The sequence below is a fragment of the Salinimonas chungwhensis DSM 16280 genome, from assembly GCF_000378185.1.
GTDB lineage: Bacteria > Pseudomonadota > Gammaproteobacteria > Enterobacterales > Alteromonadaceae > Alteromonas > Alteromonas chungwhensis.
On sequence record NZ_KB899378.1, the window covers coordinates 172090 to 198308 of the forward strand.

Annotated in this window: 24 protein-coding genes; 18 read left to right on the plus strand and 6 right to left on the minus strand. The window is 48.9% G+C overall.

From position 1 onward, the window contains the following. Positions 1-16 precede the first annotated feature (16 nt). Entirely contained in the window at positions 17-634 is a 618-nt protein-coding gene (gene plsY / locus F458_RS0107640; RefSeq protein ID WP_018982813.1) for a glycerol-3-phosphate 1-O-acyltransferase PlsY, read from the plus strand. 26 nt (positions 635-660) lie between these two features. Here plsY and F458_RS0107645 read toward each other — a convergent pair whose 3' ends face one another. Next, positions 661-1887 (minus strand): alkaline phosphatase family protein, encoded by a 1227-nt coding sequence (locus F458_RS0107645; protein WP_018982814.1) that lies wholly within the window; start codon positions 1885-1887, stop codon positions 661-663. A gap of 88 nt (positions 1888-1975) precedes the next feature. Further along, a complete protein-coding gene (gene tsaD, locus F458_RS0107650) occupies positions 1976-2992 on the minus strand; it encodes a tRNA (adenosine(37)-N6)-threonylcarbamoyltransferase complex transferase subunit TsaD (RefSeq protein ID WP_026294568.1) in 1017 nt (338 codons plus the stop codon). Positions 2993-3216: 224 nt separating this feature from the next. Here tsaD and rpsU point away from each other — a divergent pair, with 224 nt between their 5' ends. The 13 genes from rpsU to F458_RS0107715 all read left to right on the plus strand — a co-directional run bounded on the left by rpsU (position 3217) and on the right by F458_RS0107715 (position 16323). Then, positions 3217-3432 (plus strand): 30S ribosomal protein S21, encoded by a 216-nt coding sequence (rpsU, locus tag F458_RS0107655; protein WP_012517258.1) that lies wholly within the window; start codon positions 3217-3219, stop codon positions 3430-3432. A gap of 74 nt (positions 3433-3506) precedes the next feature. Then, a complete protein-coding gene (locus F458_RS0107660) occupies positions 3507-3953 on the plus strand; it encodes a GatB/YqeY domain-containing protein (RefSeq protein WP_018982816.1) in 447 nt (148 codons plus the stop codon). Positions 3954-4035: 82 nt separating this feature from the next. Further along, positions 4036-5826: a DNA primase gene (dnaG, locus tag F458_RS0107665; RefSeq protein WP_018982817.1), complete on the plus strand. Its 1791-nt coding sequence runs from the start codon at positions 4036-4038 to the stop codon at positions 5824-5826. A gap of 245 nt (positions 5827-6071) precedes the next feature. After that, positions 6072-7916, plus strand: coding sequence for an RNA polymerase sigma factor RpoD (gene rpoD, locus F458_RS0107670; protein WP_018982818.1), 1845 nt, complete (start codon positions 6072-6074; stop codon positions 7914-7916). A gap of 120 nt (positions 7917-8036) precedes the next feature. Beyond that, complete coding sequence (locus F458_RS0107675; protein ID WP_018982819.1) at positions 8037-8489, plus strand: GNAT family N-acetyltransferase; 453 nt, start codon at positions 8037-8039, stop codon at positions 8487-8489. 80 nt (positions 8490-8569) lie between these two features. Beyond that, the gene (dgcN, locus tag F458_RS0107680) at positions 8570-9562 is read left to right on the plus strand and encodes an N-acetyltransferase DgcN (RefSeq protein ID WP_018982820.1); all 993 of its coding nucleotides are present in this window, start codon (positions 8570-8572) and stop codon (positions 9560-9562) included. Further along, positions 9559-10551, plus strand: a complete 993-nt coding sequence (dgcA, locus tag F458_RS0107685; protein ID WP_018982821.1) for an N-acetyl-D-Glu racemase DgcA — start codon at positions 9559-9561, stop codon at positions 10549-10551. Before dgcN ends, dgcA begins: the two co-directional genes overlap by 4 nt. A gap of 20 nt (positions 10552-10571) precedes the next feature. Beyond that, positions 10572-12131 (plus strand): sodium:solute symporter family transporter, encoded by a 1560-nt coding sequence (locus F458_RS0107690; protein WP_018982822.1) that lies wholly within the window; start codon positions 10572-10574, stop codon positions 12129-12131. Positions 12132-12225: 94 nt separating this feature from the next. Then, a complete protein-coding gene (locus tag F458_RS0107695) occupies positions 12226-12681 on the plus strand; it encodes a hypothetical protein (protein WP_018982823.1) in 456 nt (151 codons plus the stop codon). A gap of 140 nt (positions 12682-12821) precedes the next feature. Then, the gene (tmpT, locus tag F458_RS0107700; protein WP_018982824.1) at positions 12822-13463 is read left to right on the plus strand and encodes a thiopurine S-methyltransferase; all 642 of its coding nucleotides are present in this window, start codon (positions 12822-12824) and stop codon (positions 13461-13463) included. 117 nt (positions 13464-13580) lie between these two features. Further along, positions 13581-14165, plus strand: coding sequence for a YceI family protein (locus tag F458_RS0107705; RefSeq protein ID WP_018982825.1), 585 nt, complete (start codon positions 13581-13583; stop codon positions 14163-14165). 182 nt (positions 14166-14347) lie between these two features. Then, positions 14348-15115: a class II aldolase/adducin family protein gene (locus tag F458_RS0107710; protein WP_018982826.1), complete on the plus strand. Its 768-nt coding sequence runs from the start codon at positions 14348-14350 to the stop codon at positions 15113-15115. A gap of 23 nt (positions 15116-15138) precedes the next feature. Continuing rightward, positions 15139-16323, plus strand: a complete 1185-nt coding sequence (locus F458_RS0107715; protein ID WP_018982827.1) for a mandelate racemase/muconate lactonizing enzyme family protein — start codon at positions 15139-15141, stop codon at positions 16321-16323. Between the two features lie 39 nt (positions 16324-16362). Here F458_RS0107715 and F458_RS0107720 read toward each other — a convergent pair whose 3' ends face one another. The 3 genes from F458_RS0107720 to F458_RS0107730 form a co-directional block, all read right to left on the minus strand. After that, positions 16363-16899, minus strand: coding sequence for a DUF3750 domain-containing protein (locus F458_RS0107720; RefSeq protein WP_018982828.1), 537 nt, complete (start codon positions 16897-16899; stop codon positions 16363-16365). Between the two features lie 63 nt (positions 16900-16962). Further along, positions 16963-17829 (minus strand): amidohydrolase family protein, encoded by an 867-nt coding sequence (locus F458_RS0107725; RefSeq protein WP_018982829.1) that lies wholly within the window; start codon positions 17827-17829, stop codon positions 16963-16965. Then, positions 17829-18578 (minus strand): SDR family NAD(P)-dependent oxidoreductase, encoded by a 750-nt coding sequence (locus F458_RS0107730; protein WP_026294569.1) that lies wholly within the window; start codon positions 18576-18578, stop codon positions 17829-17831. The genes F458_RS0107725 and F458_RS0107730 overlap by 1 nt, the downstream gene beginning before the upstream one ends. A 259-nt stretch (positions 18579-18837) precedes the next feature. Here F458_RS0107730 and cfa point away from each other — a divergent pair, with 259 nt between their 5' ends. Beyond that, a complete protein-coding gene (gene cfa, locus F458_RS0107735) occupies positions 18838-20028 on the plus strand; it encodes a cyclopropane fatty acyl phospholipid synthase (RefSeq protein ID WP_018982831.1) in 1191 nt (396 codons plus the stop codon). A gap of 151 nt (positions 20029-20179) precedes the next feature. Continuing rightward, the gene (locus F458_RS0107740; RefSeq protein WP_018982832.1) at positions 20180-22078 is read left to right on the plus strand and encodes an extracellular catalytic domain type 1 short-chain-length polyhydroxyalkanoate depolymerase; all 1899 of its coding nucleotides are present in this window, start codon (positions 20180-20182) and stop codon (positions 22076-22078) included. A gap of 213 nt (positions 22079-22291) precedes the next feature. On the opposite strand, the gene F458_RS0107745 is transcribed toward F458_RS0107740, so the two are convergent. Next, positions 22292-22636, minus strand: coding sequence for a hypothetical protein (locus F458_RS0107745; RefSeq protein ID WP_051085005.1), 345 nt, complete (start codon positions 22634-22636; stop codon positions 22292-22294). 524 nt (positions 22637-23160) lie between these two features. Here F458_RS0107745 and F458_RS0107755 point away from each other — a divergent pair. Both F458_RS0107755 and F458_RS0107760 read left to right on the plus strand, forming a co-directional pair. Beyond that, positions 23161-24168, plus strand: a complete 1008-nt coding sequence (locus F458_RS0107755) for a TauD/TfdA dioxygenase family protein (protein WP_018982835.1) — start codon at positions 23161-23163, stop codon at positions 24166-24168. Between the two features lie 178 nt (positions 24169-24346). Beyond that, positions 24347-26107: an acyl-CoA dehydrogenase family protein gene (locus tag F458_RS0107760; RefSeq protein ID WP_018982836.1), complete on the plus strand. Its 1761-nt coding sequence runs from the start codon at positions 24347-24349 to the stop codon at positions 26105-26107. Positions 26108-26219: the final 112 nt, after the last annotated feature.

Sequence of the window (26219 nt, forward strand, 5' to 3'; positions counted from 1 at the left end):
ACATCGGCCGTATAACATGATTGCAACGATAATTTTGATGGTGAGCATTGCTTACCTGTGCGGCTCACTTTCCAGTGCTGTCGTCATCTGCCAGTTATACCGGCTACCCGACCCACGACAGGCGGGCTCACAGAATCCGGGGGCAACTAATGTTTATCGCCTGGGCGGTAGAATTCCCGCTATTTTAGTTTTGGTCATGGATATATTGAAAGGCACCGTGCCGGTATACATCAGCTATTGGATAGGTATTGATGCGGTGGCGCTGGGGCTGATCGGTATTGCCGCTTGTTTGGGCCATATTTTTCCGCTCTATTTTGGGTTCAAAGGCGGCAAAGCGGTGGCGACTGCTTTTGGGGCAATGCTGCCCATCGGCTTGCAATTCGGCGCCCTGCTTATTTTCACCTGGTGTGTAGCCCTGTTTATCTGGGGTTATTCATCATTGGCAGCTATCATCACTGTCGCCCTTGCGCCGGTATATGTTTGGTTTATCAAGCCGTTATATACCCTACCTGTGGCGATGTTGTCTTTGCTGATTATTCTGCGTCACCGGGCTAATATTCAGCGTCTGTTGAAAGGTGAGGAAACCAGAGTCTGGAATAAGCAGGGCAAGCTCAAATCTGATGGTCAGCCTTAAGCCCGCCTGTAAGATTCAACACGCGCCTACTCTAAGCCTTGTCGGATAATTTCCAGCGTCCCATCGATATCATCCGGTAAAGGCAAACCCATAATGTGGACAACGGCCGGATAGATCTCAAGATTACTCATCGGTGGTAGCTGCTTATCTACTTTAAATGCAGGGCCTGCCGCTATGAAGGTCGCCCCCATCGCCGGTGTCTCTGGCCAGTATCCATGCGCGCCAGGCTTAATATTACTTTGTTCATTGTCAGCAAAGACAACCCCGGGCTGTGCCTGCAACACAATATCGCCGGTCCGGGCAGTGACCGGATAATGATACTTCTTACGCAGCGTGGAGTTCATTACCTTGAAGCCTTGATTTGCAATACTCTCCAGATGACCTTCCAGCTTAGTTATCTGTTGCGACGCGTTTTTTCCCCGGGCGTAAATATGCACCTGAGTATGCTGATTGACCACCTCAAACAACGTTGAATCGATGGATAGTGTTTCTAATAAGATTTTTTTGCTGGCATCGGTTTGTTGCATACCGTGATCAGAAACAATAATCACATTTACCGGGAAATCAAAAGTCTGCAGGCGCTTATAAAGCTGGCCCAACAGGGCATCTATGCGGGTCACCGCATCTTCTGTTTGTTTCGCGTCAGGCCCGAAGTTATGTCCCTGACTATCGACCAGTGAAAAATAACCAGCGATAAATCGTGGGCGAGTCTCGGCGGGCAGTGTGAGCCAGTCAATAATTTGGTCCACACGCGCCTGATAATCTGCATATTTGGAGTAATGATAATAGTAGGTTGGCGTGCGCCCGTTTATCCGGGCATCAGACTCAGGCCAGAAATAGGTGGCAGCTTTAACACCATTTAACTCTGCTAAATTCCACAATGGCGTTCCGTTAAGCCAGGTACTGTCTTGGTTTCCTTTACCCATGGCGTAATGGGCAAACCCGTTACCCTTCGGCCTTGTCTTATCGGCGAACCGATTATTCACAATGCCATGGTTGACCGGATACCGCCCGGTAATGACCGAGAGATGATTAGGAAAGGTATTTGCCGGATAAACCGGTATCAACCGTTCGGACCTTATTCCCTGTTTTGCAATGTTGGCCAGTGCTTCAGCCTGATATTTTTCTATATAATCATGGCGCAGCCCGTCCACTGAAATAAGTACCACGTGCTGGTTGTTGGTGGGTTTGGCAGTCGCTTCCATGCTGAGCATTATCAGGCCCAGACAAAAGCTCAGTAAAAATCGTAACATTGATAGCTTCCGTTAACATCTTTTTGAAAGTCTCGCGGCTAGCCATGTCAGCCTGATGACGCGCATTTTACACAATGATGACACAGCCTTAATCAACGGCCGGCAGGGTATCCAGCGGCCACCGGGGGTTAGCGGTGGCACTGAGATCTACGGTTTGTCCGGCTTTGAGTCGCTGCATCCCGGCATAGGCAATCATTGCGCCGTTGTCAGTGCAATAAGCAAGACTTGGATAATACACCTCGCCGTGGAGTTTTTTCATCATGCCTTCCATCGCCGCTCGTAGCCGTTTATTAGCACTCACACCACCAGCAATCACTAGCCGCTTCATGCCGGTTTGCTTAAGCGCCCGGCGACATTTGATCATTAATGTATCCACCACGGCCTCCTCAAAGGCATAGGCAATATTGGCGTGGGTCTGCTCATCACTCTTAGCACCCCGAATGGTATTCGCGGCGAATGTTTTGAGGCCGCTGAAGCTAAAATCCAGGCCCGGGCGGTCGGTCATAGGCCTTGGGAACTGATAGTGGCCGGGTTCACCCTTTTCGGCCAATTTGGCCAGTAGCGGCCCGCCCGGATAATCCAGCCCCAGCAATTTGGCTGTCTTATCAAACGCTTCCCCGGCCGCATCGTCTATGGATTCCCCCAGCACCTCATATCGCCCCAGTCCGGCGACTTTGACAAGCATAGAATGGCCGCCGGATACCAGTAAGGCCACAAACGGAAAGTCGGGCTTTTCCTTTTCTAACATAGGTGCCAGTAAATGCCCTTCCATGTGATGGACACCTACCGCTGGTATATCCCACGCAAAAGCCAGGGCGCGACCTACGGAAGACCCCACCAGCAAAGCGCCTACCAGCCCTGGCCCCTGGGTAAAGGCGATGCCATCCAGATCGCGCGGCGAGGTTTTAGCGTCCTGCATGGCTTTTTCTATTAAAGGCAGGGTTTTACGGACATGATCCCGGGAGGCTAGTTCAGGCACCACCCCGCCATAATCAGCATGCAGTTTTACCTGACTGTATAATTCGTGAGATAATAACCCTTGCTGATCATCGTAGACCGCGATACCGGTTTCATCACAGGAAGTTTCGATTCCCAGAATACGCATAAGTTGACCCATACCTGCTTAAAAGACGGCAGGAGTTTACCGCGTATGATGAGGGCTGGGAATGGTGGATCGTAGATTTGGCAGCAAATTGGCTATTTTTTAACAATTCTGGCTTTACATTTGGTCCGCGAATGATTAGAATTTCGCACCATTTTTAACCCGGGTGCCATTTTCTGAGCATAAATTGCCCGGTTCAACTGTGATAATTTTGAGGTGAGTACTTAATGCCTATCGTTAAAGTTAGAGAAAACGAGCCGTTTGACGTCGCGCTTCGTCGTTTCAAGCGTTCTTGTGAAAAAGCAGGCGTTCTGTCAGAAGTTCGTCGTCGTGAATTTTTCGAAAAGCCTACGTGGGAACGTAAGCGCAAGAAAGCTGCAGCGAAGAAACGTCATTTGAAAAAGCTGGCTCGCGAAAACGCACGTCGCGTAAAACTCTACTAAGATAGTGGTTATTCTCAAAGGTGCCTGCTGGCACCTTTGTCGTTTATAAGGCTTTCTTTTTATAGGGTCCTGCCATGGCTTTAATTGAAGAATTAAAAAATGCGCAGAAAGATGCCATGCGAGCTAAAGATAAAGTTCGTCTGGGCACCATCCGAATGGCAGTCGCTGCTATTCGTCAGCGCGAAATTGATGAGCAGATTACGTTAAGTGATGCCGATGTACTGGCAGTCTTGACGAAGATGATCAAACAGCGTCAGGATGCTGCAAAGCAGTACGATGATGCCGGACGTGAAGATCTTGCGGCTACAGAGCGTGCTGAAATCAGCGTGATTGAAAGTTTTATGCCGCAGCCGTTGACTGATGCAGAGCTGGATGCGCTGATTGATGAGGCTATGACTCAGACTGGTGCCAGTGGCATGCAGGATATGGGTAAAGTCATGGGGCAGTTGAAACCCAATGTTCAGGGTCGCACTGATATGGGTGCACTGAGCGGCAAAATCAAAGCCCGTTTAAACAGCTAAAGCGATTTCGGCGCAACGATTCACTGTTGCGCCATTTTCCCATCTTGTTAAAGTAACTGCTTTCTTTTAGAAAACAAAATTCATGGCCGGAAAAATACCTCGGGATTTCATCGATGATGTCCTGTCCAGAACCGACGTTGTCGATATTGTTGACACCCGGGTCAAACTTAAAAAAGCCGGTAAAAATTATCAGGCTTGCTGCCCGTTTCATAATGAAAAAACCCCCTCTTTCACTGTAAGTCAGGATAAGCAGTTCTATCATTGCTTTGGTTGTGGCGCCCACGGGAATGCTATTTCCTTTTTGATGGAATTTGATCGACTGGAGTTTGTCGAGGCAATTGAAGAGCTGGCCAAGTTACACGGTCTTGAAGTTCCGCGGGAGCAAGGCACCACGCCGGCAATGAGTCAGGCCAAAAAACTGCAGCAGGAAGACGACTATAGCTTGATGGAACAGGTAGCCAGATACTACCGGCATCAGCTACGCAGTCACCCAAACAGCTCAAAAGCTATCACCTATCTGAAAGGTCGTGGCTTGTCCGGCGATATAGTTAAACAGTGGGACATTGGTTACGCCCCCAGCGAATGGGATGGTGTCCTTAAAACATTCGGCACGACCTCGCAGCGAGTTAATCAGCTTATCGAGCTTAAGCTGGTTAATCAAAATGATAACGGCAAGCAGTATGACTTTTTCCGCGATCGCATCATGTTTCCTATTCGGGATCGTCGAGGGCGGGTAGTCGGATTTGGTGGCCGCGTGCTGGAAAGTGATAACGGCCCGAAATACCTCAATTCGCCAGAAACCCGCATTTTTCATAAAGGGCAAGAGCTGTTTGGCTACTATCAGGTCCGTCAGAATAATCGCCATCTCGACAAAATTATGGTGGTGGAAGGCTATATGGATGTGGTGGCGCTCAGTCAGTTTGATATCAATATCGCTACCGCTGCCCTGGGTACTGCCACAACGCCTGATCATTTGAGCCTGTTAATGCGCTCCACCAACCATATTGTATGCTGTTACGATGGTGATAATGCCGGTCGCCAGGCCGCGTGGCGTGCACTGGAAAATGCGCTGCCGGTCTTAAAGGATGGCGTGAAGCTCACCTTTATGTTTTTACCCGATGGCGAGGATCCTGACACAATGGTAAGAAGTGTGGGTGCAGAACCATTATTAACCATGCTTGATAAGGAGGCGCTGCCCCTGTCCCGTTTCTTCTTTGAAACCCTGTTAAAGACTCATGAGGCGGGCACACCAGAAGGTAAACTGGCGTTAAAGACAGCGGCGCAGCCTCTTATTGATAGTGTTGCAGGTGAAAATCAACGCGCAATGTTAGCCGAAGAACTGGCCAAACATACTGGCGAGTACGATCGTTTCAGGCTCCAACAGGATATTGCGCAGGCCAATCAGCACGCATCCCGGCCGGGCGGCGGAGCCAGTCGCCACACCGTGCAGAAAACCCGTCTGTCACCGGTGCGCACCCTGGTTCGCCTGTTGCTGGACACGCCCTCCCTGGCGGCGCGTTGCGATGAGGTGATGCCGCAGCTGTTGGGAGGCAGCGGCATTGCGGGCATTGACCTGCTTACAGATATTCACCATTACTGTATACAGCATCCGCGAACAACCACGGCCCAGCTTATTGAAAACTTCCGCGATCATCCCCATTCTTCTGCTATCGCTAAGTTACTGCAACAGGAACACCTGGTCAGCGAGACAGAACAGGAACGGGTTTTCAAAGATAGTTTCGCGCGGTTGCTGGATTGGCATTTTGATAGTCGTATTGAAACCTTACTTTCACGCTCGCGGATCCAACCACTTAGCCGAGCGGAAAAAGAAGAGCTGACTATGCTGATGAAAGAACGTCAATCGATGCATTAGCAGATATTATTTTTGTTTGAAAAACATGCCTGTAGCCTAGTATAAATGGGCATTTGTCTGCTATACTGGTCAATTCGCTGCAAGTTTACGTACTTATTTGCGGAACAATTTTCAACCGAAAACAGGGCAGCGCGCTCTGACAGGTGCGGTGACAAAACGACAGCAAGCATGGACGAGCAACGGACAAAACGTCAGCTTGAATGTGCTTTTTTGCTTAATTAATAATTGTGAGAAGTGTAGGTTCTATGGCGCAAAGCAAGCAATCTCAGATTAAACTCCTGATTGCAAAAGGTAAAGAGCAAGGTTACTTAACTTTTGCAGAAATAAACGACCACCTGCCGCAAGACATAGTCGACTCTGATCAGATCGAAGATATTGTTCGCATGATTAATGACATGGGCATTCAGGTGTCAGAAGCCGCTCCGGATTCTGACGAATTGCTTATGCAGGAAACCACCGCCGATGAGGATGCAGCTGAGGCTGCTGCCCAGGCATTGGCAACAGTTGAAAGTGAGATAGGCCGCACCACCGATCCGGTTCGCATGTATATGCGGGAAATGGGAACGGTTGAACTTTTGACCCGCGAAGGTGAAATTGAAATTGCCAAGCGCATAGAAGATGGCATCAATCAGGTGCAATCGTCTGTGGCAGAGTATCCTGAAGCCATTACTTATCTGCTTGAACAATGGGATTTGTATGAGGCTGAAGAGATTCGTCTTAGCGATATCATTTCCGGATTTGTTGACCCCGACGATGATCGGGATTTAGCACCGACGGCGACTCACATCGGTTCAGAGCTTTCAGAAGAAGAGCTTGAAGATGAAGACGATGACAAAAAGGACGACGATGATGAGGATGCTGAAGAAGAAGATGATAGCGGTGTTGATCCTGAGCAGGCTCGGGAGAAGTTCGCTGAACTGAGGGATCAGTACGGTAAAGCACGGGACGTTATTGAAGCGCAGGGGCGTTCGCATCCTGATGCCCGAAAAGAAATTGTTGCCCTGAGCGAAATTTTCAAAGAATTCCGCCTGGTGCCCAAGCAATTCGATCGTATGGTTAAAAACATGCGTGGCATGATGGACAAAGTACGGATCCAGGAACGCCTGGTCATGAAGTACAGTGTCATTAACGCCAAAATGCCTAAGAAAGACTTTATCAAGGCATTTGCGGGCAACGAGACATCGACAAAATGGCTGCACGAAGCTATCAAAGCGAACCGTAGCTACAGTGATGCGCTGACCCAGCATAAAGAAGATATAGAACGTAGTGTGTCAAAAATGACGCAGGTTGAGCAGGAGACCGGCCTGGTCATTGCTGACATTAAAGATATCAACCGCCGGATGTCTATCGGTGAGGCCAAAGCCCGCCGCGCGAAAAAAGAGATGGTGGAAGCCAACCTGCGTTTGGTTATTTCTATTGCTAAGAAGTACACCAACCGAGGGCTGCAATTCCTAGATCTTATCCAGGAAGGTAACATTGGTCTGATGAAGGCGGTTGATAAGTTCGAATACCGCCGCGGTTACAAGTTCTCTACGTATGCTACATGGTGGATACGCCAGGCAATTACCCGGTCTATAGCTGACCAGGCGCGCACCATACGTATCCCTGTGCATATGATTGAAACTATCAACAAACTGAATCGTATATCACGTCAGATGCTGCAGGAAATGGGACGTGAGCCAAGCCCTGAAGAATTATCCGAACGCATGTTAATGCCTGAAGATAAGATTCGTAAGGTGCTGAAAATCGCTAAAGAGCCGATTTCCATGGAAACGCCGATTGGCGATGATGAAGATTCACATCTGGGCGACTTTATTGAAGACAGTACCATTATTCAGCCACTGGATTCAGCGACTGGTGGTAGTCTGAAAGGCGCTACCCAGGAAGTTTTGGCTGGTTTGACAGCCCGTGAAGCAAAAGTATTGAGAATGCGCTTTGGTATAGATATGAACACTGACCATACGCTGGAAGAAGTGGGTAAGCAATTTGATGTTACCCGTGAGCGGATCCGTCAGATCGAAGCTAAAGCGTTGAGAAAACTTCGCCACCCCAGCCGCTCTGAGCAGCTGCGTAGCTTTCTTGATGAGTGAGATCGAAAAGTAAAAATTAAAAAAGCCCGCTTTAAGCGGGTTTTTTTGTCTCCAATTCATTTACCTTCGGCATGATTCCCGCTAGGTTACTGGTTTAGCTAAACCAGCAAAGGAGACTTTATGCAATGGCAGTGGGCGAAGATTGACTCGCTTAGCGCGCGGGATGTTCATGGGATGTACCAGCTCCGTCAGGCGGTTTTTGTGCTGGAGCAAACCTGTTTATACCCAGATATTGATGCGCTGGATTTACAGGCCTGGCACCTACTGGGTTGGCAGGCACAGACGCTAGTCGCCTACGCCCGGCTATTTGAACCTGGAATTAAATACTCAGAGCCTGCTATGGGTCGTGTCGTAACGGCTCCGACTATGCGCGGCCGTCAACTCGGACGCCAACTCGTGGCGAAAGCACTTGCATGCAGTGAAGCAACGTTTGGCACCCGGGCGATGCGTATTTCTGCGCAACTACATCTGCGCGCCTTTTACGAAAGCTTCGGATTTATCTGTGAAGGGGAGGCTTATGATGAAGACGGTATCCCACATATTGAGATGTTTCGAGCCACAAAAGAACCCTGACAGGTAAATAATCCAAGCTGCCGGCTGTGCGTATCAAAGCTTGCCCGGTATTTTCAATCCCTACAATCCAAGGAAATGATGTGATTCAGTCTCCCTACCTGCTCTTTATAGGCGATGCTACCGACCCATTGAGTATTAAAATGGCCCGTAGCGTGGCTGACTGGCGTGCCGAAAAATGCCTGGGCGAATATGCGCTGCCCGGGTGTGAGGTGACCACAGGTTGTCCGGCACTGGATATCGATCAGGCCGCGGAACGCGGGGCAAAAAGTTTTATTCTGGGCTTTGCCAACAGTGGTGGCCATCTGGACGAACGCTACCTTGAACATATCCTCAAAGCCATTGACGCTGGAATGGATATAGTTAGCGGTTTACACGATAAGCTAAGCAACTATCCAGAACTGGTGAAACAAGCACAGGATGCCGATGTCAGGCTTGTGGATATTCGCCACCCTAGCCTGAAACTGAAAACTGGAACGGGTAAAAAACGTAGCGGTAAACGCTTGCTTACCGTTGGCACAGATTGCTCAGTAGGAAAAATGTATACTTCTTTGAGCCTGACCCGGGCGCTGCAACAAAATGATATTTCGGCGACCTTTCGGGCCACCGGACAAAGTGGCATTCTGGTAGCCGGAGAAGGCATTCCTATAGACTGCGTCATTGCCGATTTTATTTCAGGTGCCGCAGAAGTGCTGAGTCCGGATAATACACCTGAACACTGGGATATTATCGAGGGACAGGGGTCTTTATCGCACCCTGCATTTGCAGGAGTCAGTCTGGGATTGCTGCATGGCTCACAACCAGATGCGCTGGTCATATGTCATGCATTAAAGCGCAGCCACATGCGCGGGTTACCCCACGTGCCGCAGCCATCTATCGAAGAAACCATAAACCTGAATGTTAGCGCTGCCCGGCTCACTAATCCTGCAGCACAGGTTATTGGAATTGCGGTGAACACCAGTGCGGTAACTGATGCTGAAGCAACCGCCTGGTGCCAGCAAACCAGCGCCCAATTTAATCTGCCGTGCGTGGATCCGGTCAGGCATGGTGTTGACGAACTGGTACGCCAATTATGAAATTAACGATTGAAGCCCATCATGAATCGCTGCCTTTAGCGCAGGAATTTGCCATCTCCAGAGGCGCCAAAAGTCAGGCCGATGTGGTGGTTGTATCTGTTACCAATGGCGAATATACCGGTTGGGGCGAGTCGGTACCTTACGCAAGGTATGGCCAGAGTATTGAAGATACATTGAAAAAAATTCAGTGTGCCCGCTCAGCAATCAAACATATTGATGATCATCGCAGGCTCAATGCCACACTACCAGCATGTGCTGCACGTAACGCACTTGATTGTGCATTGTGGGATCTCAAAGCAAAGATTGAAAGCCAGCCTGTGGCTAAACTGATTGGTCTGCAGGAAATAAAATCATGTGTCACCGCTCAGACTGTGAGTGTGGGTTCCACGCAAAAGATGTGTCAGGATGCTAAAGCTTTTAGCAAGACTGAGCTGATTAAAATCAAACTTGACCCGGAAGATGTCATTGACAAAGTTACCGCTATCAGCGAAGTATGCCCAGACAGTCATTTTATAATTGATGCCAATGAAGGCTGGACAATGCCACTGCTTGAGCAGGTAGCCCCTGCCCTGGCCAGACTAAATGTGGCATTGATTGAGCAACCCTTACCCGCTGGCGAAGACGATGCCCTGGCCACTTATCAGTGTCCGGTGCCACTTTGCGCTGACGAATCATGCCATACCACCGCGTCGTTAAAAGCGTTAGTGGGTAAGTATCAGGCCATTAATATTAAACTGGATAAAACCGGGGGGCTTACCGAGGCGTGCTCATTGTTAAAAGCCGCCAGACATCATGAGTTGGATATTATGGTTGGTTGTATGGTGGCCTCGTCACTTGCTATGGCACCGGCTTACCTGCTCGCTGGCAGCGCGCAATTTGTGGACCTGGACGGCCCGGTGTTGGTTGCCAGTGACCGGGCAAATGGGTTCGTTATTGAAAACGGTATTATGAAGCGGCCTGACAATTTATTGTGGGGTACAGGCCGCTAACTCTTCAGGGATGATTGGGTGTGACCACACTTGACTACATTATAATTGCGGCGTATTTAGCGGGAATGCTTTTATTGGGCGCCGCATATCGCCGACATGGTGATGGTAAGGATTATTTTTTAGCCGGGCGCACGTTGTCCTGGCCCGCGATTGCTTTGTCCGTGATGGCTACCCAACTATCTGCTATCAGCTTTATTTCTGCACCCGCATTTGTAGGTTTGCGTGATAGCGGCGGACTGATCTGGCTTTCTTATGAATTGGCGTTGCCTGCCGCGGTTGCGCTTATGTTATGGCGCTTATTACCATCACTCCACAAGGCAGGGGTAGTCAGCGTGTATGATTACCTTGAGCGCCGTTTCACACGCTCCACCCGTCTTCTTATCAGTTTTGTATTCCAGCTCAGCCGCTCATTTGCCACCGCCATCATGATTTACGCTATTTCCCTGATTTTACAAGGGACCATTGGCCTTGAACAATTTCATGCGATTGCTCTGATTGGCGTAATTACACTCATTTATTCCGCCATGGGTGGCATGAAAGCCGTTGTATATGGCGACGCTCTGCAGATGTTGCTTATTGTCAGCGGCGCGGCACTGTGTTTATTTGTGGCGCTGGATGCTGCCGGAGGCATCAGTAACGTGATGGCTGCTGTACAACCTGACAGGTTGCTTGCGATAAACACTGACTCTGCAGGCCTTGGCGGTGCTGATTTTGGCTTACTGCCTATGCTATTTGGCGGGGTAATTCTTTATGCCTCCTATTATGGCTGCGATCAGTCGGAGGCTCAACGGTCACTATCAACACGTAGTCTTACCGACCTGCGAAAAATGCTGGCGGCGGTAGCGCTTTTACGCTTCCCTATAACCCTGTTGTACTGCGCCACTGGTCTGGTCATCGGTACCCTCTTCCTAAACAACCAACAGTTGATGAATCAGATTCCTGAAGGAAAACCTGACTGGATGATGCCGATATTTATTGTGGAATATCTGCCCAGTGGGCTGGTGGGTTTTTTGGTGGTCGCCATAATGGCTGCAGCTATGTCATCCCTGAGTTCTGCAATTAACAGTCTGGCTGCAGTTTCAGTAGAAGATATAAACAGACTGAAGGGACGCCGTTTATCTGACCAGGAATATGTACGTCAGGCGCGATTGGCAGGTATTGGCTGGGGTATTGTAACGCTGCTGTTGTCAGCTTATGCAGGCGATATCGCGCCTACTGTTATTGAAGCTATAAACAAAATTGGCTCGGTGTTTTATGGCCCTGTGCTAGCCACGTTTTTGCTGGGAATACATACTCGCAGCACTTCTGCATTGGCGGTAAATATCGGCCTGACCACTGGCGTATTGACCAATGTTTTGCTGTGGTTACTGGATGCGCCCTTGTTCTGGTTCTGGTGGAATGCCATTGGGTTTAGCGTTACGGTTCTGGTGGCGCTAAGCATAACAGCCGTGAAACCAGGCTCCTCCACCACCGTCTTGCCAAGTATAAAAGGCGCCAGCAACACTGTCCTTGGTGGGTTGGTTTGCTGGAGTTTTGTATTACTGGGCATCTGTCTTGCCATTCCCTTTCTATTTAAATAACTTTACACCTGATTAAAAAATAGACAATTCAGTGTTCTGCGTCTAGGGTTCTAAAGCAACCTGCTATTTTGCAGATACCAACGAGGGCAACACGATGAAAAAACAATTGATTGGAGGTGTATTATTTTGTGTCTTTAGTTTTTTAACTATTCAAAATACCTATGCTGATGACCACGAACCCCCTTTCATTGGCGGTAACTACTGGGAAGTTACGGGGATAAAAACAGCTGATGGGGCAAGCCTCAAATACAGTAAATGGTTAGCCAGTGAATGGCGCAAAAATATGGAGTTTGCGGTCTCCAAAGAATGGCTGCAAAGCTATACTGTACTTTACAACATGCATGCACGTTCCGATGAACCTGATATTTATATCGTTCAGGAATTTACAGAGTGGGCGTCTGAAGACGAAAATGAAAAACGCCGCGGCGAGTATATGGAATGGGCCAAGAAAAGCATGGAAAAAATGGAAAGTGAAAGCGGAGATCGGGCTGAATACCGAACCGTTATGGGCACCATGCTGTTACAGGAGATGAAACCCCGTAACAAATAAGTCTTTTTCTGCTCTTTGCATTGCAGGTTTAAAGGCAGTACCTGCAATTTATCTATAAGTTATTTTCCTGTTAAACGCCCCCTTCTGCCGGAATGCAAATCGCGGTATGCTCGTTATTTGTTGTGATACAGGAGCGCATCATGGACGCACAGTTTTGGCATCAGAAGTGGAAAGACAATGAAATTGGTTTTCACGAAGCTGATTATAATCCCGGATTAACCCGACACTTCCATGGCTTAGGTCTGCCCAAAGGCAGTCGCATTCTTGTCCCGTTGTGTGGCAAAACCCGCGATATTCACTGGCTGCTCACCCAGGGCTATAAAGTAGTAGGCGCAGAGTTAAGTGAACTGGCCGTTAAACAACTGTTCGAAGCGCTGGATTATAGCCCCGCTGTGGAAGATACCGATCTGGGGAAAACCTATACTGCCCCAGGCATTCAAGTGTTTGTCGGTGATATTTTTAGTGTGACCTCGCATCACACAGGCAGAATCGACGGTATTTATGACCGTGCGGCACTTGTCGCGCTGCCTTATGAAGTACGTATCAGATATGCTCAGCATCTTATGAACCTTACCCAACAAGCGCCGCAACTTCTCATTACCTTCGATTATGACCAGTCGCAAATGGACGGGCCGCCGTTTAGCGTGCCCGCTGAGGAAGTCAAAAGCCTGTACAGGGCAAGTTATGCGCTGGATTGTGTGCAGGACAGCAATATTGACGGCGGTCTCAAAAGCGTCGATTCTGCCAGAATCAATGTCTGGTTACTGAAAAGTGCTGATTAAGTTCGTTTAAATCAAACGCTTCGTTTCAAATGATGAGACAGGTGTAGCTGAACTTTAACGCTACTCTATCCCTATCAATAGATGATATGTGTCAAACACCGATAAGGAACCATTTGAATGAAACGTTTAAACAAACCCATTTTGTCTGCTGTTGTTTTTACAGCGCTAGTCGCGCCAGCTGCAATTGCTGAACCTGTTACCTATAAAATTGATCCCGATCATACCAGTGTTATTGCTTCCTGGAGCCATTTTGGGTTTTCCAATCCTACTGCCACATTTGACGATGCATCTGGCATGATTACATTTGACGATGAAAATGTCAGCGCATCCAGCATCAATGTGACAATTCCGGTAGAAACTGTCGATTCTTATGTGAAAAAGCTCACCAACGAATTTATGAATGAAGAATATTTCAATGTTGATGAGTATCCTGAAGCTACCTTTAAAAGCACAAAAGTAGAAGAAACCGGCACAGACCAATTTAAGGTTCATGGCGACCTGACCATCAAAGGCACCACCAAGCCGGCGACTTTTGACGTTACGTTAAATAAACAGGGTCAACACCCGATGACTGAGAAACAAGCCATTGGTTTTGATGCGACGACCACGATAATGCGCTCGGAGTTTGGCATCGACAAATATGTACCTAACGTTTCTGATGAGGTGACATTGCGTATTACCACAGAAGCACAAGCAAAATAATACCTTACAGGGCGCAGCTATTACTGCGCCCTTTTCTTTTATGCTATTTTTTCGCCTCGCATACCGCTCATTATTCATGCCCTGCATGCCCCCTTGCCCATAAGTAAATATTCCTTCATTGTGAAGCAGAAGCCGGTCTGGTAGTTTTAAACGCCTGCTATTTTGAAAGAGAGAGTGCACAAGTGTTTGAGCTAGAGTCATTCAGCCTCAAGGGCAAAGTCAGCGATGCCGAATGGCAAACCCGTGTTGATCTCGCCGCCTGTTATCGTCTGGTTGCCGATATGGGATGGGGTGATTTAATTTACACTCACATTTCAGCGAAAGTGCCAGACACAGAATTTTATCTGGTTAACGCCTTCGGGCTTACTTTTGAAGAGGTGACGGCATCCAATCTGGTTAAAGTCGATTTACACGGCAACATTCATGATGACACGCCCCATGCGATTAATCCGGCAGGCTTTACTATTCACAGTGCCATTCACGAAGCGCGCAGTGATGCGAAATGCATCATACATCTGCACACCAAAGCCACGATCACGGTAGCCTCCCTGGAAGATGGCTTACAGCCGTGGAGCCAGTATTCGCTGTTCTCATTACCCTCTTTGAGCTATCACGATTACGAGGGACTGGCGGTGAATGACGATGAAAGAGCGCGGTTGCAGTCCAATCTGGGAAATACCAATCATATGTTACTGCCCAATCATGGCGGGCTAACGCTTGGCAGTACGGTAGGTGATGCATTTATGCGATTCTATGACTTGCAACGCGCCTGTGAAATACAAATAGAGCTGATGAATTCAGGCCGGAATATTATTTCTATTCCACAATCCATCGTTGACGGAATCTACGAACAGGCCAGTAAGGTTCACTCAGGCCAGACTGGCGGGCAGAAAGCCTGGCCGGCCATGCTACGCAAAGTATGGCGCCTGGATCCGGGGTTTTGCGAGTAAGATACAAATAAACAGGGAAATAAATGAAGATAACTAAAGTAGAAATTTTTGATATTGAATGTCCCGAACGTCCACCGTGGAACCCCGTTTTTGTCAGAATTTACACTGACGAGGGCATCACGGGTGTGGGCGAAGCTGGGCTCGCTTATGATTTAGGTCATAGCGCTGCAGCACATATGATAAAGGAAATTGCCGAAGCGATGCTCATCGGCTGGAACCCCTTTAATACCGAACATCTGTGGAGCAGAATGCTGCGCGAGAGCTTCTGGGGGTTGGGCGGCGGCCCGGTTATCTATGCTGCGATGAGTGCAATAGATACAGCGCTTTGGGATATCCGCGCCAGGGCTCTGGGCGTTCCGGTGTATCAGCTGCTGGGAGGCAAAACCAATGACAAACTGCGTTGTTATGCCAGCCAGTTACAATTTGACTGGGATAAAGAAATAACCAAGCTTAATGCGCCCGAAGCCTATGGTCTTGCAGCAGAAAAAGCCATGGCTGAAGGTTACAACGCGGTCAAAGTCGATCCTATTGTGTACGATAAAGATGGCAATACACACTTTGATCGCACCAAGCTGTTCACTAAAGCTGAAATGAAACTGTTTCGCGCCCGCTTACAGGCGATACGTGATGCCATGGGCGACGAAGGCGATATCATCTTTGAATGTCATAGCCTGCTTGGCGCTTCTACCGCTATTCAACTGGCTGATATTGTTGAGGAGATTGGCTGCCTGTTTTATGAAGAGCCGGTCAATTATCTCAATGCAAAGCTTCACGATAAGGTTGCCAAACGCGTTAATGTGCCTATTGCCGGTGGTGAAAGATTGTATAACCGCTGGGATATTCGGCCTTACCTGGAAGATCAGTCGCTCGATGTGTTGCAGCCAGATATTGGTCTTTGCGGCGGGTTCACTGAAACCAAAAAGGTCTGCGATTATGCGGATATTTATGATGTGAGAATTCAGGCTCATGTGTGTGGCGGCCCTGTGGCAACCGCTGCCAGTCTGCATCTGGAAACAGCGATCCCGAACTTTCTGATACATGAACATCACACCTACGCCACCAAGAGCTGGAACCGCGAGTTGTGTGTTCAGGATCCCCAGCCTAAAAACGGGTATATCAGTGTCTCAGATGAACCCGGTTTGGGCATCGAGCTTAACGATGACATCGTTTATCGCTCACCACATATGACTATTACGTCACTGAAATGACGGTTTTCCGGCTAATAAAGGGAGTGATTGCTCCCTTTGTTATTTCTCTGCATAGCCGCTGCCAATAGCCCGAAACGGCATTTCCAGTCCCAGTTCGGGCACTTTACGGGCCACCCACGCCGGGAACGTATTGCTGTTAGGACCGGGAAACACGTTATACTCATCGGCCCATGGATAGTTATTCACTGCCTGCTCGATATCAGGAATAAGCGACGCCGCTTTTTCACCGTTCAAAGACAATATTTTTTCAGGCTTTGCACCGTACCAAAACCGGTCAGGTGTGGCAGTGCGATAGGACTTAAGCGCTGGCAAGCCGCGATCGGTGCGCCAGCCCACCACTTCGTATACGGTATATTCCTTTGCGTCAGGCGCTTTGGTGGCGATCCAGGTATGCACCGCAAACCAGCCTTTCCAGCTAAAGGCATCAGCGGCATACACTTCAATCACAGCTTCTGAGGTCTGCGATGGATCCGGGGCAATACCGGCCGGTTCCCGACTTGCGGTGCGCCAGTCGCCACTGGAACAGCCGGTAAGAAAAAGCCCCAGGATCAAAGTAAGTAAACCACGTTTGTACATAATGCTGCCTCTGCTGATAATACAATTATTACGCAGAAGACAGTTTTTGGTTGTTACAGGATTTTAATCGGCGCTGTTCAACGTAAATCCATACCATTGCAGAGCATTGTCGAACATTAGAGCCTGTTTATCTAAGGCGGGTATAGCGTCCTCCAGGCACTGCCAGTACGTGTTATAGTCGGCCTCAAACAAACACAGCGGGAAATTACTTCCCAGCATGACGCGCTGGGTACCAAAAATAAGCATAAGTTTTTCGATGATGCCGACTACCTGCTCGCTTTGCCATGCCCGCGATGCACCCATCATTTCCCACCCGGATGCTTTGATTGCCACATTCGGATTTTCTGCCAGACACAGCAGATTCTTGCGCCAGACAGAGGCGTTAACCGTCTCGCCGGGCATAAAGCCAGCGTGATTAATTATACATCTCGCCCCGGTTTTATTTAGCAGTCTGAGCAAACACTGTGTTGCCTGACTGTCACTAACCGAAAACTGGGCCTCAAAATGCCAGTTTTTGCTGGTCAGCAGCTGCATATTTGTCAACGCACGTGGATGACTAAGAACAGCGACCGCCTGCTCATCCAGAATATGGCGTATACCGCAAACGCTGTTGAATCTGGCCAGTTTATCCAGGGTGTGAGAAAAGTCGTCGGCGGTAATATCACCGCCGGCCACGGTCCGAAGCGGCAATCTCACTGTTTGTTCAACTAACTCAATCTCCCGCCACGGTTTTTGGTTATCAAACCCCGCTTCAATATGAACAATCCCGTTTAGTGAAATGGACGTGGGCAATGCCAGATCGTGTGGTGAAAAGGAACGATTGATTAAATGTTTATCAGGCCAGTGCGGCGGATTGTTTGGCTGTAACCACTCATATTGGCCGCGTTCGGTATCAAACAGATGCACATGGGTATCAATCAACTTAGGCATCAGCGTGCGGTGTACCCGCCATCAATAACTTGCAGACTGCCAGTAATAAACGATGCCTTATCGCCAGCCAGAAACAACACCAGTTCAGCCACTTCTTCTGGTTGACCAAGTCGCCCGAGCGGCTGCTGAGCCGCTTCATCAGCATAGACCTCTGCTTTGTCAGCCCCGGATTTCTGTACGTAGCGATCAATGGCTTTGTGAAACAATGGCGTTTCTATAGTGCCGGGGCATACCGCATTGGCGCGAATATTATCGCCGGCATAGTCCAGCGCCGTGGTTTTGACCATCGAGGCCAGAGCAGCTTTAGACAAATTATAAGCAAAGGAGCCTGGCTTTCCCACCAGCGACTGATCTGACCCCATTATTACAATAGATCCGCTTTGCTGTGCCCGCATTACGGGTAATACCGCCTGCACTATCGCATAAGCGCCTTTGACGTTAATGGCAAAAACCCGGTCAAGATCAGCTTCACTGGTTTGCTCGATAGTCCCGGAAAAGTGAATTCCGGCATTAGATATCAGCGCATCTATACGTGAGGTTTGTTCTCGTATCAAAGTAATACTTTGTCTGACCTGCTCCACCTGCGCCACATCACATTTGAGCCACTGACCATTTTCCACCGGCCGCGCAAAGTCTTCCAAATCAAGATTAAAAACCTGATAGCCATTGGCTGACATTTTTTCACTCACCGCCAGGCCAATGCCCTGGCTGCCGCCAGTTACTACGCAAACAGGTGATACATATGACATGTGTAAACCTTCAAATAGTAAATATGTTTCAAGGATGACCAACCCTCTATTAAAATGCAAGCAACGGCTATCGCCGCCAAACCATCTGCTAACACACTTGCACTCAATTTTCATACGGCTCCTTACGCCCTGTTTTCATACTCGACATCGTGGGCAGAGAGGTGGGCGGTCGGATTGCTTTTCTTCCAACACTGTCCTAGCCTTTTTTAAGCGGTGTAGTTGTTCATTTTTACTTTGAATTTCAACACGGGAGCGGGTTATGCCAGAGTCTATTCAGGCCGATAATAAATTTGAAAAACATTCACGTACTGCGGCTTCTTGTTCATCTTCTACTGCTGCTGTGCCGTCGTGGCTCAACCGACACCTGCAGACTGCCGGCATAACGGTGAACGGACCCAACCTCTGGGATCCGCAAGTCCACAACACCGCATTTTACGAGCGTATTCGCATTGAGGGGTCTCTTGGTGCCGGCGAAAGCTATATGGATGGTTGGTGGGATTGTGAGCAGTTAGATGTGTTTTTTGCCAAGCTAATGGACCAGCAGGTAGAAAAACAATTTAACGGCCGGTGGGTTGCGCTAAAGCACTGGCTGATGGCCAGGCTGCTTAACCTGCAGTCAGTGAGTCGGGCTTTTGAGGTAGGAGAACGTCATTATGATGCGGGGAACGAATTATATCGGGCAATGTTGGACCCCACCATGTGTTATTCATGTGGTTACTGGCACAACACCGACAATCTGCACCAGGCTCAGCTGAATAAGCTGGGTCTGGTATGTCGTAAAATAGACCTTCAGCCCGGGGACAAAGTCCTCGATATAGGTTGCGGCTGGGGCAGCTTCGCGCAGTATGCGGCTCGGGAATATCAGGCTCATGTCACCGGTGTTACGATTTCCAAAGAGCAGCAGAAGCTTGCGCGGACGCGCTGCGATGGGTTGCCTGTAGACATTCGGCTTCAGGACTATCGCAGTTTACAGGGCCAGTTCGACAAACTGGTGTCTATCGGCATGTTTGAACATGTTGGCCAGAAAAATTATGACACGTACCTGAAACAGGCCCACGCTCTTATGCCTACTGAGGGCGTATTTGTGCTCCATACTATTGGCAAAATGGCATCAAGACTGGGTACCGACCCCTGGATCCACAAATATATTTTCCCCAACGGTGCCATTCCTTCACTTACCCAAATCAGTCAGGCTTGCGAACCTTACTTTGTCATTGAGGATGTACATAACTTTGGACCAGATTACGATCGAACACTGATGAGCTGGCTTGATGCTTTCACTAAAGCCTGGCCCTCATTAAAAGATACTTACAACGAACGGTTCTACCGAATGTGGCGATATTACCTGCAATGCTGCGCCGGTGCTTTCAGAAGCCGGAATCTACAGCTCTTCCAATTAGTATTGCGCAAGCCCGGCGCCGGACTCAGCCGGTATCATAGTCCCCGCTGACCGGTGACAACCAGCGGGGAATTATCAAAAGCATTGCGCGTTACCTGCCTTATTGATATTCAGGCCGCAGCCACAGTACGAAAGTACTACAGCCAGATCAGACTAAATAATGAACAATAATTTAACATTTTTTAAACAATGAGAATGTCTGATGAAATGTTCCCTCCGCTTTTTGCTTTTAATCAGTCTTGCGCTTATGACACCCTTAACCCATGCTGGCAGCTGGCAAAACAACCAGTCGCTAGGTGGATTCAACCGAGTTCATATTTACACACCGGATAGCGAGTCGCCGGTGGGCGACGGCCGCTCATTACTCATTGTTCTGCATGGGTGTACCCAGTCAATTGACGCTTATCTGACGGCAAATCTGGAAGAAGCTGCAGAAGCTCACGGCATGGTGGTCGCTGTGCCCGATGCCATGAACAAAGCAGGATTTAGCTGTTGGTCATACTGGCAGGGTAGCAAATCCCGCAGTGCCGGTGATTATAAAAACCTGATTTCTCTGGCCACTGCTTTGCGTACTGACAGTAGTTATAGCATCGACGACAGTCAGGTCTATATTGCCGGGTTGTCCTCGGGCGCTGCTTTTGCCAACACAACCGCTTGTCTTGCGCCGGATATCTTTGCCGGCATGGGGGTAAGCGCCGGGCCAAGTATCGGAACCAGTTCCAGTGGTGCTATAGGCAGCTGTGAGTATGCAAATGTTGCTCAGCGCTGTCAGCAATACGCGGGCAGCTATAGTGGGGATCTTACCACGCAAATTGCTTCCATCGCCCATGGCGATGCAGATACCACCGTTGACCAGTGTTATAACCGACAAAATGCTGAAGGCATGGCCAGTGTTTACAATGTAGGTGAGTTAACCGGCTCAACCACCATTGGCAATGGTGCACGCACGGCACAGGAGTATTTGTGGCAAAACGGGCGTGTTTCGATGCTGTGGCTAAACGGGGTTGACCATGCATGGTCAGGCGGTCAGGGCGCTTCGGGATCTTATATCAATGGCAGCGGAATTAACTATGCGATGTATTTGGGTGACTATTTTGCTAATAACAATGCCCGGGTAAATCGTAACAATGCGCCAGTAATTAGTGATGTCGGGTTATCGGCAAATAACGGGCAAATTACAGTCTCAGGACAGGTCAGTGATGCTGACGGCAGCGTAGATACCGTGTTCGTGCAGCTGCGCGACGATGCCGACAATATTTATCAGTATGAGACGCAAGCCATCAACAACAATATGTTCACCCTCACCTCGACTGTGTTGCCTGATGCGCTTTACTTTGTAAAGATCAGTGCAACAGACAATGAAGGAGCAACATCACCAACTGTCTCAGATTCAGTACGAATTGGTCCGGCTCCACCCGATACCCCTCCGCAATTGCGTAATATCCAGGTGGTCGTCAGCGGCCAGTGCGCGGTCATTGAGGGCGAGGTTGTTGATGTGAACCAGAATGCGATTGCGGTGGACGCTGCTTTCAGTACAGGCACAGTTTCTGCTGAAATATCAGGTACATTACTTTCAGCATCGGCCTGTGAGCTTCCTGGTGGCCAACAAAGTGTCACCATCACCGCCAGGGACGCTACTGACCTGACCTCTGAAGAGGTTTTGACCTTTACCGTTGATGCCGGGGTCACAGCTACTCTGGATGCCCACATCACAGCTGGACGGCTAAACTATACCAACTATGCTAACTGCTATTTAGAATATAACTCCTCTGCATTTAAGCTTAATGAAGTTACTGCATCAGGTGCTCAATGCCAGTGGCAGGACGACGATAACAGCTGCGCCGGTCCGGTCCAGGCGTGTAGTGGTTCAGGCAGTGGCTCGGGCGGTTCTGACAGCGATGGTGATAATGATGCGTGCGCAACCTACACCACGGCAAATTACTATCACAAGGTAGCCGGTCGCGCTTACAGTACTGGCTATTATTATTCTCCCGATTATTTCGCCACAGGATCAGATGAAGCATTAAGTGGTTCGACATGGGGAACCAGCACTCTGTTTTCCATTGACGGTGAAAGTTGGGCCAGCGGAAGTTGCCCCTGATCTGTCAGACTATTTTCGCGGCAAAAGAAGCAGTAAAATACAGAAATTTACCAGGACAGGTCGGAAATAGTTACTAAAAAAGCCAGTTGTTAGGTGTTTTGCATAAAGCTTAAAACGTGAGCAATTTACAGCTGGCAGAAAAATTTACAGGCTCTTAACGTAAATACGTACATAAAAAAACAGCCCGTGGGCTGTTTTTTTAATTAAAATATCTTATTTATCATCATCGTCTTCAGGCATCTCTACATCAACGCTTGGTACGGTAACTTCCTCAGTTTCTGTATCAACATCCACATCGACATCGGGTACGGACACTTCTTCCTCTTCAGTTCCTACCTCGACATCAGCAGTGTCTACGTCATATTCAGGCGCTTCACCACCTTCCACGTCGACATCAGGCATCTCGCCCTCTTCTTCTTTTACCACTTCGTATTCAGGCATTTCACCACCATCAACATCCACATCCGGCATTTCGCCTTCTTCTGTTTTGTCCACATCGCAGGCGGTCAGTGCTAAAGCGATACTGGAAATGGCAAATAGTTTAGTTAAGTTACGCATTATCAACTCCGTTGTTTGCTTAAAGAGTAATTCAATATAATTAATATGAAGCACGACGCGTGCCAGCTACATACTAAATATTTACTACTTCCTTTATGTGAATTGCAACATCAGGTATTGAAACTAGGATGCAAGGCCCTGCATGAATGTTTTAAAGGACAATAATACGAACATCCCATTGTCCGCCCTGCACCCTGACAGTTTTTTGCAAAGGTATCGCTGTACACTCCCCCCAAAAAAAGTACAAATTTTTTTTATAAGCATCCTCAACCTTACCTGTGTCCCTTCGGGCACCTTTAATTTCCAGCAGCAATAGCGTGAGTATGCCTTGCTATGACGCCGTCATAGTCCATACCGGTTCGTTTCGATGTCTGATTTTCAGATTAACCAATGACTGTTCACGCTGTAATTGTGATGATAACTGCCATACTTAGAGTTCGGCCCCGACATACTCTCTGCGCTTTTTTCACGCCGTAATTGCATGGTAGGGTGACAGTTAATGTCAAGCTCATCAGGAGAACATCATGGCCTCCACTGCTCTTTGGACCCCGGATGCCGCCAGTCTCAAAATACTTACAGATACTGGTGTCCAGCTAAACCTACTCGAACCCATAGGCGCAGAAGTTTGCGGCATTGATTTAGCCGCCTCGCCGCCCGGTAACCAGGTCATTGAAGTACTGGAAACTATCATGGCTGAACGCGGCTTTGTGGTGTTCAAACAGCAACAGGATTTACAGCCTGAAGAATTTTTAGCAGCCAGTTGTTGGTGGGGCGGTAAAGAAATCCATAGCACCCACGGTGTGCATCCGGCTACACCGGGCCAAAACCGCGATATTTTTCGCTTATCTAACGACCCAAAAATCGGCATTCCCGGTGTAGGTCCCCAGTGGCATAATGATGGCAGCTTCATTCCCGAAACCTTTTCGCATTCCGGTTACCATATCATCCGTCCTGCAGAACGCGGCGGCGGCACCAGTTTTGCTCATCAGGGGGCAGCCTTTGCTACGCTGCCTGAAGAAACTAAACAATACTGGCGGCGCCTGGCCTCGGTTAACTCCAGTAGTGGTGTTGTGCATCCTCTGGTGCACCAGCATCCATTAACAGGCAGAGAATGCGTATGGCTGCATCTGGGCATGACAGGCGCCGTTCTTGAGCAGGTTTCAGAGACGGACGGTTTTCGCTTGTTGAATGCCCAGGAACTTACCGCATTGTGCAGGGCTTATAATCAATTACTTAACGCCGGGTTCAGCCAGGACTTTGCTGTAACCTATGAATATCAGCAAGGGGATTGTCTGTTCATCGATAATCTTGCCGTGGCCCATCGAGCGGCACCTGAAGCCCACTTACCAGCTGACCAACAGGGACTAAGAATTATGCACCGCAGCACAGTGAAAGGCCGTGATGTGCTCAAGCCACGGCTGGGGCTGCCGGTGGACGTGGATATATATGGCCCCCACCCGGGTGGCGATGGTATCTGGCAAAGTGGCGGTGTAGGTTTTCGCTGGGAATCCGATATCCCCATGCAAAATTAAGCCGGTAATTGTGTAGGCGTAGCTGGGGCATGACGGTGTTTTAGGGCACACCTCACTATTCACTTACGATGCTTACATCAGGTTAAATTTTTTACAAATCCTTATGCACTGCTTGGCGCTGTCTTTTTTCTGCGTATAATAAAAATTCAAACACCCGTTTAAATTAATAGGAGGGGGTATGCCTCAGTATCGGGCCCCGATGGCAGATTATCAGTTTCTGCTTAAAGAATGGCTTGCGTTAGACAGCCATTATCAACAATTAGGTATCAGTGACTTTGATTTTGAACTGGCCAATGAGGTAATTGCGCAGGGTGCAAAGTTTGCTGAAGATGTGATCGCCCCGCTTAATCGTACCGGCGACGAACAGGGTTGTAAGCTGGAAAATGGAAAAGTTACTACCCCCGACGGATTTGCCCAGGCCTATCAGGAATACATTGCTAACGGGTGGAACAGTATGCTTGGCGCGGCAGAATACGGCGGCCAGGAATTACCTTACACGATGGCCGTGCCGGTACATGAAATGCTGCATTCGGCAAACCTGAGTTGGCGATTAACCAGTATGCTGACTGAAAGCGCAGTGCTTGCTGTAACACGTCATGCCACTGACGATCTCAAATCAAAATATCTGGCTAAGCTGATCAGCGGGGAATGGACCGGTACCATGAACCTCACCGAACCTCACGCCGGTACTGATCTGGCGTTGTTAAATACTAAAGCAGAACCCCAGGAAGATGGCAGTTATAAAATTACCGGGAATAAGATCTTCATTACCGGCGGCGATCATGAGTGGACCAGTAATATCATTCATATGGTACTGGCCAGATTACCCGACGCACCTTCTGGTGTGAAAGGCATTAGCCTGTTTCTGGTTCCTAAGTTTTTGTTGGATGAAAACAATGAACCGGGTGAAGCAAACGCACTTTCGGTGGGCAGTATTGAACACAAAATGGGCATAAAAGGCAGCCCTACCTGCGTGATGAATTACGACGGCGCCACTGGTTGGCTGGTTGGTGAAGCTAATAAAGGCCTCGCCTGTATGTTCACCATGATGAACGATGCGCGCTTCCAAGTTGGTCTGGAAGGCTTGGGAGCCGCCGAAGCATCTTTTCAGGGGGCGCTGGACTATGCCCGTGAGCGTGTGCAGTCTCGCGCTCCGCAGGGTATACAAAACCCTGACGGAAAAGCTGATCCAATTGTTTTTCAGCCGGATGTGGCGCGCATGCTGCTAACCCAGAAAACCCAGACAGAAGGATGTCGGGCATTAGCGGCGCTATATGCGAAATACATGGATATAGAGCGACTTGGCAGTGACGAAGACAAAGCGATGGCCGCGCAGGTACTCCAGTTTTTAACGCCGGTATGTAAAGCCTTTATGACAGACATGGGTCTTGAAGCCAGTAACCTGGGAGTGCAGGTGCTGGGTGGCCACGGCTATATTCGTGAATGGGGCATGGAGCAGCTAACGCGAGATGTCCGCATTGCGCAACTTTACGAAGGAACCAATGGCATTCAGGCGCTGGACTTAATTGGTCGCAAGCTGACCCGGGACAAAGGTGAAATGATGGAAACCACCTACGTTGAATTCGGCAAGCTGGTCAGCGCAATTCAGAATACGGATATGCAGTCTCAGGCACAGGCCCTGTTGGACGATTGGCGGGCCAGCTCTGCAGATTGTCTGCGTCTTGACCCTACCGATGTGGCCAGTGCAGCCTGTGATTACCTGGCCTATACTGCGTACTCACTGATTGGAGTACTGTGGTACAGCATGGCAGATACTGCCACCCGCAGTGAAAATCAGACTATTGCCAGTGCCAAAGGAAAGTCCCGCGACTTTTATATCGCCCGGATTTTACCCCGTCGTGATGCCCATAAGATAGCAATGAAGGCCGGCAAAGCTTCAGTATTAGCTATAGCAGACAGTGAGTTTGATTATCTGTAATAATGAAAACCGGGTTAGTTAATGAATAACCCGGCATGGTCGTAAAAAAAGCCCCGCTCATCACACTGACCGGGGCTTTTTTTGCGGTGTTTTTATATCTGCCTACTGGCCC